Source organism: Niabella ginsenosidivorans, assembly GCF_001654455.1.
GTDB classification, from domain to species: Bacteria; Bacteroidota; Bacteroidia; order Chitinophagales; family Chitinophagaceae; genus Niabella; species Niabella ginsenosidivorans.
The window spans coordinates 4,865,975-4,877,897 of sequence record NZ_CP015772.1; the positions used below are offsets into that span (position 1 = coordinate 4,865,975).

Genomic DNA, 11,923 nt, shown 5'->3' on the forward strand with positions numbered 1-11,923 from the left:
AGTACCCTGATCTAAAATTTTACATTAATGCCCATATTATACACCCGCTGTATGGGATAAACACCATACGGCACTTCGGGGTCCACCCGGTCGTAAGCCGACCAGGTAAATAAGTTCTGCGCGTTCACAAAAGCAGTAACACCGGACACCTTAAACCGGGAAGTCCATTTAAAGGGAAATGTATATTGCAGGTTGATATTCTTAATCCGCCAGTAATCGCCGGAATGCATCCAGAACGTACTGCTGCTTAGCGTGTAGGCGTCACCCAAACTCCCGTTTGCTTTCAGGCGCGGATAGGTAGCAGTTCCGGCTGTTTCAGGCGTCCACCGGTTAAGCAGCCACTGGTATATTTGGCCGTACAACTGCCCGTTGGCTCTTAAGATCTCCGTATCCCAGCTATCAATATATAAATTCCTGTTTTTTACGCCCTGTAACAGTATGCTGAACCCGATACCTTTATAATTAAAGCCGGTTGTAAGCCCGTAATAGATCATGGGTTTGGTGCTGCCTATGGAGGTCATATCAAACTGATCAATCACGCCATCCCCATTCAGGTCTTTGTATTTTATATCTCCCGGCTGAATGTCGTAGCCGGGTATCAGCGCGCCGGACTGCACTTCTGCTTCTGTCTGGAAGAGTCCTTCTGCTATATAGCCAAACCGCTGACCAACGGGCAAACCGGTCCGCACGTTCCAGGGATAATCGCGCCGCTGTTCATCCATATAAAGCACTTTGGTTTTTTCCAGTGAGCCGTTTGCAGTTACGAAATAGTTGAACGAGCCGATATGATTCTGATAAGAAACGGATAATTCCCCGCCTGTATAAAGGTTCCTTCCAATATTTTCCTGCGGGTACGGGGTGCCCAGTATGGCGATGTTTTTACCCCTTACCTGCAGCAGGTCGTAATAAACATCCCTGTAATAATCTGCATTTAAGGAAAGGTGATTGTTGAACAAAGCAATATCAAGCCCTGTGTTCCATTTATTGCCCTGCTCCCAGCTGATGTTGGTATTGGCCAGCCCGTTTTCAATAACAGCAATCTGCGCCCGTATATGATCGATGCCCGCAATGCCCGTTTGGTCATTGCTTTGCGCATAGGTCTGGCGCCATATAAAATAACCGGAATTATCGATCCCGTTGCCGGTGTGGGCATAGGTAGTTCTCAGCTTCAGCAGGTTGATCCAGCTGATGTGGTCTTTGATAAACTTTTCTCTGGCAATATTCCAGCCTGCCCCGGCCGCATAAAACAGTCCGTATTGCTTGCCGGGCGGGTACCGGTCGTAACCACTGTAATTAACCGCCGCTTCCAGCAGGTACTTTTGCAGGTAATTGTATTCGGCCTTGGCCATATAATTGGTAGCGGTACCGGGCAGGTCAAAATTGAGCGTGGAGCGGCGGGTATCTGCCATCAGGTAGCCGGTGAAGGAGTGGCCGGCCGGGAATTCCTTTGTATACCCTAATTCCCCCTGAGCATACCAGTACCGTGCATTGGAAATAGCATAGAAATTATTGGCCTGTGCATTTGCGCTGCCGTAGCGGGCATATGTAGTATCTCCGCCATCTGCATCCAGCTGCATCAAATATACCGGTACCTGCATACTCCGGTCTGTTAACGTGGCAGATTGTACAGAAAGATTTCCTTTCACCTTTGCCCATAATCCTTTTACCCACTTGTCAAAACTGTATTTCATGTCCACATTGGCCATAATATCCCGGTCATTGTTCATCATATAGCCTGAGTTGTCTAATGAGGCTTTCAGGTTTGTCTGAAAAGAGTTATTGCCACCAAAAGAACCATTGGGGTTATAGATGGGGTATGCACTGTTGGGAGTTGTTAAAAGGTTTCCCAATATGGTATTAACAGTTGCTCCCGGCTGGCTGCCGTCCTGTATGCGGCCAAACAGCTGCACACCTATTTTAAAATATTTTGTTACGTCAATGTCTACTTTTGAATTGATCAGGTAGCGTTGCAGCTGCAATTTTGCATCCGAGTTCTGTGTATTTAATAATCCCTCCTGATTCATATAGCTTAAGGAGACCATGTACCTGGCCACCTGGCCGCCACCACCCAGGTTCAGGTTATACCGGTACATGGGCGCACTTTTTTTCAGCACTTCATCATACCAGTTCACGTTGGGATAACGATACGGGTCGTTGCCGTTTTTAAACCCTTCCAGGTCGGCCACGCTGTACAGGGTTTTCCTGCCCTCATTGGCCAGTGCTTCATTTACCAGGTAGGCATAATCAAAAGCGCTCACCGGCTGCGGCAGCTTTAAGGGCTCCTGTGTACCCACCTCCGCCGTAAAAGACAGTTGTGGCGGCCCCAGCTGTGGTTTTTTGGTGGTCACCAACAATACGCCGCCCGAGCTCCGCTGGCCTAAGGCTATGGAGGACAATCCATCTTTTAAAACCGAAACGCTTTCAATGCTTTCCGGGTCCAGGGAGAAAATATTCCGCTGGATACCATCTACCACTACTACCGGGTTTTGTCCTCTTAGTTTTAATGATATTTCATTATTATCGCTAAAGGGCGCCAACCCTGTTCTTGCCAGGGTGCCCGCCAGGTCACTGACCGAATTGGCATCTGCCGTTCCCGCAAAAGACCGGAACCCGCTTAACTGCTCCGTGTAAAGGCCAGGTAGCCTTCCGGTAAGCGCGTAGGGATAAAGAGTGGCCGGTGTGGTAGCTATCTGGGGGGTATACACCGTAGCAACAGACGCCAGGGATAAATCCGCTTTTTTGGTTTCATATAACACATCAATACTGTCCGCCTGCGTTAAATAGCTGTTCCTCATCTGAACAGTAATATCATTTTCGCCTGGTTTTGGCTTGTAATACAGTACTTCCGTGTTGGCTCCGGAAAAAATTAATGAAGCCGCAGCCGCAGTTTTTATTTCAAACCGCCCTTCTTCATCACTTACAACATAATTATCCGTTCCTTTTTCCCGGACCCTGATGTTTTGAACCGGGTGGCCATATTCATCGGCTACTTTCCCTTTTACCAAATGATCTGTTTGAGCAACGCTTCTATTGTAGAGCAGCATAGCTATTGCAACAACAACCGTTCTCTTTAGACAAGAATTTAACCGCGGCATAAAATTATTTCTGTTTATTGTGAGCATGTTAGATCAATACGAGCCTGTTAAACGATCACTGGCAATTGAACGTAAATTTGAACGGATCAGATGGCAGGGTACTGCCTCCATAACCCACTTTTTTTGTTCCCGTGGCATCCATTAAAAAATATTCCATCTTGGTCAAAGACTGATCTTCTTTTAACCCGAAGAACGAGCGCGGCCAGAAATCGAACCGGAACCTGTTGATCCCCGGTGCCGGCTTAAAAGCTGTTTTGTCACTCACTGCACATTGCTCAATCACCTGCCCGTCATTGGTGTATCCCTTTGCACAGAGGTATATTTTTGTTTCCGGGCTTAAGGGAGTTGTAATCAGGTCGCCATCGTAATAGATGGTTTGAATATCGTTGTCGGTAGCTTTTGAAAGCTCCATCATGGCCAACTGTGGATTTATAAAATCGATCAGGTCTCCTGTGCCATTGATAACGCTCAGACGTGCGGATTTACCATCGTGGTACTTGTCGCTGCCCGGGGCTTCCAGACCGTTATAGGTATTTCCTACAAAATAGCCCAGGTTCACCAGCATGTTTTGTTCCCCGGTTTTTGTAACAATTTTTACAGTATAGTCAACGCTGTTATTGACGTCGTAGGTTTTTGTGGAACGAAAGACCACCCATTCCATATCGCTGATCAGGTTGCCCATTAATGCATATCGTTTATCCTGCATTAATGCCTCGGGCCAGGATATCTGTGTATGCGTTTCTTTTTCTGAAGCGGGCATCAGGCTCATTTTTTCATTTTCAGCACTTAGTGCCGTACAGGTATAATAGACCGATGTGTTTTTAGAAGCATTCCAGGATTTGGGCACCAGGAATCCTACTACCAGGGTTTTACCCAGGTTGGTTCCTGCAACATCCAGATGCACTTTTACAACAGCAGTTAAACTCTCCCCGGCATTTATCGTTTCCGGCTGGTCCACACCTGTAATATCCGTACTACAGGCCACCACCAGAGCCAGCAGCACAAAAGCGATCAGCAGTTTTCGAAAATTTTTCTTTATAAAAGGATTTGTTCTCATATACCTGTTTGAAAAAATGAATGATTTATTGTGCTACCAGTGAATACTGGTAGGTGTTGGAAGTACATCCGGGGGCACCCCTTAGCACAATGCGCCGGGCGCCTTCCACAACCGGGTAGTCGAACTCATTGGTAAAGGTTTGTGAAGCGCCTTCCTGCCTAAAAGAAATATGCAACGGATGTGTAGGATCATCTAAGGACCATGTACCGTTTTTTGAGATCACAAAGGGTGCCTGGTTGTTGACTATGTAGCTGCCGTCTTCTTTAAACTCAATAGAGAAAGGGGCAAAATCGAAGTAGGGAGTTATGTCTACCCCGTTTCTTATTACGCTGGCAATCTTCCAGGTTCCAACAATATTTTTACTGGCTTCCGGGTGAATCTTTGTCTGCTCTTTTTTACAGGAATTGATACCCACCGAAAACAGGGTGAATCCCACAATTAAAAAAAATATTTTAACAGGCTTCATAGCAGGATAATTATTATGTTATTGAATGGATCAATCTTGGCGGAGCGGTATCTGTTTTATTGCCCTGTTGTACTCCAGTAAGGGTTCTGTAATAAATAAGTCGATTTGGCCACTTCAGACTGGGGAATGGGGAATAGATACATGGCGTTCCTGAAATTCCGTTTGCGAACATTCACTATTTCGAAAACCGCGGGAACACCGCCACTCCGGGTCACCTTCATTCCATGCATCTGTTTGTTTTCGGTGTCGCCGGCAATCAGCCATCTGCGTACATCCCAGAACCAGTGCTCTTCAAACGCCAGCTCTATTCTTCGCTCATTGTGGATCACTTCCCTCATTTCATCTTTGGTCATGCCCGCCGTTAGCCCATACAGGTTATCATCCCCTGCGTCAATACCGGCTCTTTTCCGCAGTGCAATAAGCGCATCGTACACCTCCTGTGTGGGACCTGCAAATTCATTTTCAGCTTCTGCAAAATCCAGGTACATTTCAGCAAACCGGATCAATGGCCATCCACGATCCGTACCATGAATGCAATTTCCTGCAATGTCCGGCTTCAGCATTTTGTTTACATAATAGCCGGTTGTTGTCCGCTTAAATATAGCATCGGCGCCAGCGCCTTCGTACAGGTTCAGGGCAACGTTCATAATTGGCTGAATATAGTCGGTGTACAAAACGATCAGCGAGGAATCGTGCATAATTGTATATGTTAGTCTTGGGTCACGGTTATCATAGGGCCGGTTGGGATTATACCCGGAACCGCTACTGTTGATCGGTTTGCCGTTCTTCATCGGGAAGGCATCTACCAGCTCCTGGTAGGGATAGGCACCCGATCCGTCGCCACCCCGGCTGGGCGGCATCCACCAAGTTTCAAAGTCTTTCGTACCTGCATTCATCCGGGCAAAAATGTACTCGTTGTTTGCCCGTTGTGAAAAGACGCTCTGGAAGGGCTGCACGGTAACGCCGGATACCTGAGTGGTGGAATTATACAGTTCATAAGTACCCAGAGATAAAACCGTTCTAGCCGCATCAGCAGCCAGTTTCCACCGGTTCGGATCGGCCGTTTTATAGCCGATTACCGACCGCAACGGATCACTTACACCTGTATTAAATGCATTGTCCCCGTTAAACAAGGGGCTGGCAGCATACAGCAGCACGCGGGCTTTTAAAGCGAGGCATGCGCCCGCTCCAGCCCTGCCATAGTCAATGCCCTGTTGCCTCACGGGTAATACACTTGCAGCGGCATCGCATTCCGAAATGATATAATTTACACATTCTTCAAAACTATTTCTGCTGGCGGTAATATTGTCTTTATCCGTAAAAATCGTATCGCCCACCAGTGGTACACCGCCATAATGCTTTAATAATGTAAAATAATACCACGCACGCAAAAACCGGGCTTCGCCTGTTGTGCGGTTGATAAGGTTTTTTGCAAAAGGTAGCGTAGCTGCATGTTTTAAGTATTGATTCACGGCCCTTATCTGCGCATACCCGGTTTTCCAGGCATCATCTGATACGGTAGCCGGAGTAATTGATCCCGTTGCAAAGCCGGTTGAAGTGGCCGCTACGCCCGCTTTGGGTACATCTGCCTCTGAAGAAGCAGCATCCAGTCCACCATTGGCAAACCGTACCGGGCTAAAACTAAAACCGATGTTTGAATAAATATTATTCAAGAAATTCATTGCATAGGCACTATCGCTGAAAACCGTCTGCTCATTAAGGTTGGTGGTGGTGGTCTCTTCCAGGAATTTGTTCTTTGAGCAACCTGTAACCAACAGGAGTACTATAGCCACAAACCCTGGCTTTATTAACAGTTTTGCATGGTCATACCTTTTCATATATAAAGAATCGTTTATCTTTTCTTATAGTAAGTACCCTAAAAATACCCCTACCTCCATACTGCAGCTATTTTGTTTTATTTTTTGCAAAAAGGGAAGGAACTAGTGTAAAAAGCCTACGCTCTAAGAGGGCAAAAGGCTTGTGGAGCAGATATCCAGTTATAAGCCCGGGCTTTCCTGCCCTCTGACGGGCACCTTTCCCGGTCTTAGGTTTTGTGCAGGCCCTTTGTTAAATTGTAAACCTACTTTCACCTGCTTTTAGCGCATACGTTTTTTCTTTCCAAACCAAAACGCCTGATGTGTTTTGCGGGAGGGTAATGCGGATGTCCCATTTTTTGTTTTTGAATGTATAGGATACCACCACCTTGCCGTTGGGGTGGGGCATTTCCCCACTGGCTTTTGTAAGGTTACCCAGGTGGGGTTCCACCTTTATCTTCCCAAAACCCGGTGCATCGCTATCTATTCCCAGTACGGTTCTGAAAAATTCTATGTTGGGACTGCTTCCCCAGGCATGACAATCAGAGCGTGTTTTATGCAGATCAGGCTCCTCCGCCCAGGTGGTAAGGCCCATTTTTATATTATCGCGCCAGGTATCCAACCAATTCATATAATCATTTCCCAGGCCCGCTTTTACCAGTGCCTGGTGCAGGTAATACTTAAAATAAATAGTGCATTGTGTAAGGGTATTGTCCGCAAGCAGCCGTTTGCCAAACGCCTGCATCCCATCCTTATTGACCAGACCGGTGAGCAATGCCAGCGCATTGGCGTGCTGGGAAAAACTGGTTTTTTCTTTGGTATCGGCATACAGGCCCTTTGCCGCATCCCAGTATTTTGATTGAATGGTTTGTTTTAGTTGCGCTGCCTTTTGCTGGTACTGGTCAGCAAAGGCTGCGGAACCAATATGGCGCTCCAATGCTTCGGCCCACTGATAAGCCCATAATAACTGGAGGTCGAAGATGGCCGAGCTTCCGTCAGCCCCGTTGGGCGGTGCGCCCATCATCCAGTTTTTGCCATTGGCCCAGTCCACAAAGGTCCAGTAAGGCGTGTTGTGTAAAGAGCCGTCCGGCTGCTGGTATTTACCAAAAAAATCAAGGATGGCCCGTGCTCCCATTAGCTTATCCTTTAAAAAATCAGGATCGTTCCGGTACATCCAGTAATCATACAGCATACCAATGTACCATAAGGAAAAGGTGGAGATGACCTGCGTAGAACGGGTGGGGTAACGGCTGAGCGTAACCCCTTCGGGCAGGCGCGAATCGTTCATCAGGTTCAGCGCATTGCGCGCCAGCCGGTCGTCCCCGCTGTAATAATAAGAGATCATTGCCTGTATGCGGGTATCGCCAATATATTGCAGCTGCTCATAATAAGGACAATCCGTATAGGTTTCAAAAGCATTGAGCCTTGCGGTACGCCAGCCAATGTCCAGGATCTGCTTGATCTCCGCATTATCTGTATTAAATATGGCCGCCTGTTTAAAAGGATATGCAGTAAAAGTGCCATACAGGCTGTCGATGGTTAACGGCGTTTCTTTGGTTTGCACAATCAAACGCAGGTACCGGAACGTGCGGAAATGGAAAGGGGTAAAAGCCTGGCCGTTTTTTCCGCTGGAAACCAGCGTGTCCCTGAGCCCTTTAAACTCCCGGCCTTTTACTTCATTACGGTTGCCTTTGCCCGCACTGTTATAAAGCGCTTCTGCATAGCCCAAAGAAAGCCCGGCCTCCTTACCGCCGCTGAATACAATAGTGGGATAAGCATTGGTTTCATAGGTCTGGTCCAGTAAAATGGTAACGTTTGTATGGGCGGGTATGGTTAACGGAAATAGTTTGCCGGTTGCAGAAGGGGGCTGCATGCCGGACACTTGCCGTACCACATTGATGGGCTGGTAGGTCAGTTCCCGGGCCGGGATGGGGGAAGGCACCAGCATATACCCAAAACCATCCGTCAGCCCTTTGGGTTGCCCTCCGAATAACTGGGTAGCAGGTGCCCACTTGCTGTCATCAAAACCCGGTGCATTCCACCCGGTTATGGTTTCGTTCATGTTTACAAACTGGCCGTTGACCGCAACAAACGGGGCCCATGCAGGAGCAAAAGCCTTATCCTGTATACTCTTCCAGGTAGCATTGGTATTCAGGATTTCCGTTGCTCCGGTAGCGCCCTGCACAATAAAGGCCGCCCGTAAGGACTGCTGGTATTCCGGCCGGAAATTGGCTTCGTTCCATATCATGGCTGCAATAGTGTTTTTGCCGGCTGTAAGGTATTGCGCTATATCTGCTGTTTCATAATTCCAGTTATAAAGGCTGCCCCGCGCCGGGCCTATGGAAACCAGGGTATTGTTGACATATAACTTATAGCAGTTATCTGCGGATATATGGATAGGAAAAGACGCCGGTTTTTCCGGAAGAGTAACCGTTTTACGAAAATAATAGACACCGTACTCTTCGCCATTATGCGGCAGGTTGGCGGTACTGATCCATTGCGCATTCCAGCGCCTGTTAGTTTCAGGTGTGGCTGTCGATTGGCTATACACCTGTATTACAAATACAAGTAAATAAGCGGTTATGGTAAGCAGATATTTCATATTATGCGGTTTTATTGAAATCATTTTGTTAAGCGATCTCCTGTTTTTTTTATGGAAAGTTCTAACGTGTTTACTCCAAACGGGGGTATTGTTTTTATGATTGTATTGTTCCTGATGATTGCCTTGCCTGCATCTGCCCCGTTTAATTGGATCCAGCGGGCTTTTTCTACGGGAACCCGCAGTTGTATTTTTGCAGCATCCTGTTTTCCCTGTGCATTATAAAAGCGTACCACCAGCTTATTGGGATGCAGGTTATACGAAGTGATTTCGTACCCGGTTCCCGAAACATCCAATATACCGTTTATTTTGTTCTTTTGCGCACCTTGTACTACCATCAATGGCTCGGCTTTATACAATGCTTCTTTATTAAGAGCGCCTGTCTGCCAGTTGCCGGCATGTGGCACAATGGAATACTGCACGCGGGTGGAATCGTGCAGCTGGTAACTCCCGCCCCATAATCCTTTACCGCTATAAGCTATGGTTAAGGATAACGGAAACCCATTGCCATAGGAATAGCTGGTCGTATGATCTGAAAAAAGAGCGATCCCGTTTTTTCCATCTGTCAGGTCTGCCCACCGGTAAATAATATTGTTTTTAATGCTGTCCCACCGGTTAAAAAAGGTATTACTTAAACGGCTCTCCGTTACATCAAAAGGCGCATCTTTAAAAACCCTTACGCGGCCGATGTTAGCAGGAAAGGAAACAGACAATTTAGAGGTATCTACATAAAAGGCTTTATATACATCTTTACTATCATATCCTTCTTGCTGGGCATGGCTGTCGCCGATGCCTTCATTTTTTGCCCAGTAGATGATGGTTTCAAAATCAATAGCCGGCTGCCCGTTGAATAAGCTGATGTACTGAACAAAATCATGTAGCCCCAATTTGCCGGTGACTTTTATTTTTTTGTGTACCGGCCCGTTTTCAGAAATGGTTATGGTGTTCTTTGCATCGCAGGAAGACAGGAACAGCTGCTGCTCATAAAACTGCCCTTTTATTTCATTAAACTTCCGGCCGGCTTTTGCGTCGATCCATTCTTTGTTATCCTTTTTTGTAACCAGGCTGCGGATGGTGCCTGTTATGGAATCCAGTGTGAGTCTGTAAAGGTCGGTTTCTACGGAATAACCGGGCGTGGCCGGTGATTGTTTGTCAGTCAGCAAAGCCGGGCTTTCTTCCAGGCGGTAGGTTCTGGCGCTTGTTGCCGGAACGGATGCCATAAATAACAATTCGATAGCATCAGCCGTGGTGCCCGGCTGGAGCTGTGGTATTATTGACTGTCCGTCTTCAGTTTTGAGCACGATGTTTTTAGAATACCGGGCAGCCGGTACTGCAATGCGAACCACTTCTTTGCGGCTGATACCGGAAGTGTTGATAACAGTAATGCTGTTTGCAGCAGTTCTATTGATCAGCGCTGCTTCTGCCTGTAACAGCACACTATCCGTCAGCTGACTGCTTTTCTGGATCCATCGTTGCACATGTCCATACCAGGCCAGGGGCACAATCCAGCAGTCGTGGTGCTGCGCCAGCAACAGGTTGCGCCAGGCTTCATCCAGTAAGGCACCGGGCCGTTTATAATTTCCATACAGGCCCGCCATCGCGCTGAGCTTTTCGGCCTGTACCAGCCGGTTTTCTGTATGTCGTACCATCTGCGCTATCTGCTGTAATTTTTGTGAGCCCCACACCAGGCTCACCTGTATATCTTCCTGCGATAACTTCCAGTTCAGGCTGGGGCGGGAGGCAATGCTGTCAAAATAATAGTTCCAGGTAGTGTAGCGGGTGCTGCCTTGCCTGTGATTGAGCCAGGGGCCGTTGCTCCAGCCGGCATCCTGCAAGCACATGCCTACAGGGTTGTTGATTCCCTGCTTTAAAGCCGCGGCATAATATTGATGCGAGTTGGTCCACGCGTCTGTTTGCCAGGTAGAAAAATTAGCCAGCCCTTCAGAAGCATACCGGGGAACAGTTGAAAGTGCAGCACCATCCGGCCCCACCCAGTTAAGCACTTCGCCCCCAAAAGCCCTGGTATAGCCGCCCCAGCAGGTATTGGGATTTTTTAAAGAAGCATATTTAAAGCCAAAAGATTTTAAAATACCGGGCAGCGCGCTGGTAAAGCAGGGCTCTTCTGAAGAATAGGTAACAAAGGTTGCCGCAGGGAAATGTTGCTTTATTTTTTTGATGCCGTATTCAAACTGCCGGATGATGCTTTCCCCGGAAATATTAAAGAGATAGCTTTGCCCGTAAGCAGGATTTACAAATTCGATCCGGTTATTTTTCGGGTGCTGCTGCTCAAAATAAGATTGAAGTTGTTGATAGGCTTCCGGCTCCCGCACCTGAACGCTGTCCCATGTTTCAGGCTCAATTTCCAGGTTAATGTTCCAGTCGGGATGCGCTTCCAGGTTTTTTACAATGAATGCCGTAAAATTTTTTGGATAGTGCCCATATATGCCGCCATGATACCCATCAATAAAATACGTGTTTTGTGCCGGAATGCGGTTATAGAACAGTACAAACAACAGAACAGGAATCAAACGGGGTATCAATAGTTTCATTTCGATTAAAAGGCATGCCACCTAATCAATGTCACGCAAGTTATTGGTTTCCGCTATTACTGCTCTTTATTTATTACAGGCGCGCATTCACCGGGTGTTTTTTATCAGGCTCCCGGCTGTAGTGCTCCTATAAAGCCTGGTTACCTGCCGTTCCGGTAGCAGGTGTCGCACACTCCAACGTTCTGTTAGCTATTATGCTCATCAATAACTAACTGATAAGAAATGATAACAATGTTTTATATCCAAAATTTATTACACGCAAAATAGCAGTAAAAGAAGCCGGAAGTGACTTAAACACAGGCGCGTTTTATGAAGTAGCAATCGTACTTTTCAACAGTACCAA

6 protein-coding genes are annotated in these 11,923 nt (G+C 47.1%); all 6 read right to left on the reverse strand.

Features of this window, described 5'->3' with window-relative positions:
* Nucleotides 1-11: 11 nt before the first annotated feature.
* Nucleotides 12-3,095, reverse strand: a complete 3,084-nt coding sequence (locus A8C56_RS20585) for a SusC/RagA family TonB-linked outer membrane protein (protein WP_071609379.1) — start codon at nt 3,093-3,095, stop codon at nt 12-14.
* Between the two features lie 55 nt (nt 3,096-3,150).
* Nucleotides 3,151-4,152 (reverse strand): DUF4961 domain-containing protein, encoded by a 1,002-nt coding sequence (locus tag A8C56_RS20590; protein ID WP_067760281.1) that lies wholly within the window; start codon nt 4,150-4,152, stop codon nt 3,151-3,153.
* 25 nt (nt 4,153-4,177) lie between these two features.
* A complete protein-coding gene (locus A8C56_RS20595) occupies nt 4,178-4,618 on the reverse strand; it encodes a DUF5004 domain-containing protein (RefSeq protein WP_067760283.1) in 441 nt (146 codons plus the stop codon).
* A 56-nt stretch (nt 4,619-4,674) separates the two neighbouring features.
* Nucleotides 4,675-6,456 (reverse strand): RagB/SusD family nutrient uptake outer membrane protein, encoded by a 1,782-nt coding sequence (locus tag A8C56_RS20600; RefSeq protein ID WP_067760285.1) that lies wholly within the window; start codon nt 6,454-6,456, stop codon nt 4,675-4,677.
* Between the two features lie 229 nt (nt 6,457-6,685).
* Nucleotides 6,686-9,034: an alpha-L-rhamnosidase-related protein gene (locus tag A8C56_RS20605; RefSeq protein WP_067762357.1), complete on the reverse strand. Its 2,349-nt coding sequence runs from the start codon at nt 9,032-9,034 to the stop codon at nt 6,686-6,688.
* 20 nt (nt 9,035-9,054) lie between these two features.
* Nucleotides 9,055-11,580: a glycoside hydrolase family 38 C-terminal domain-containing protein gene (locus A8C56_RS20610; protein ID WP_067760287.1), complete on the reverse strand. Its 2,526-nt coding sequence runs from the start codon at nt 11,578-11,580 to the stop codon at nt 9,055-9,057.
* Nucleotides 11,581-11,923 lie beyond the last annotated feature (343 nt).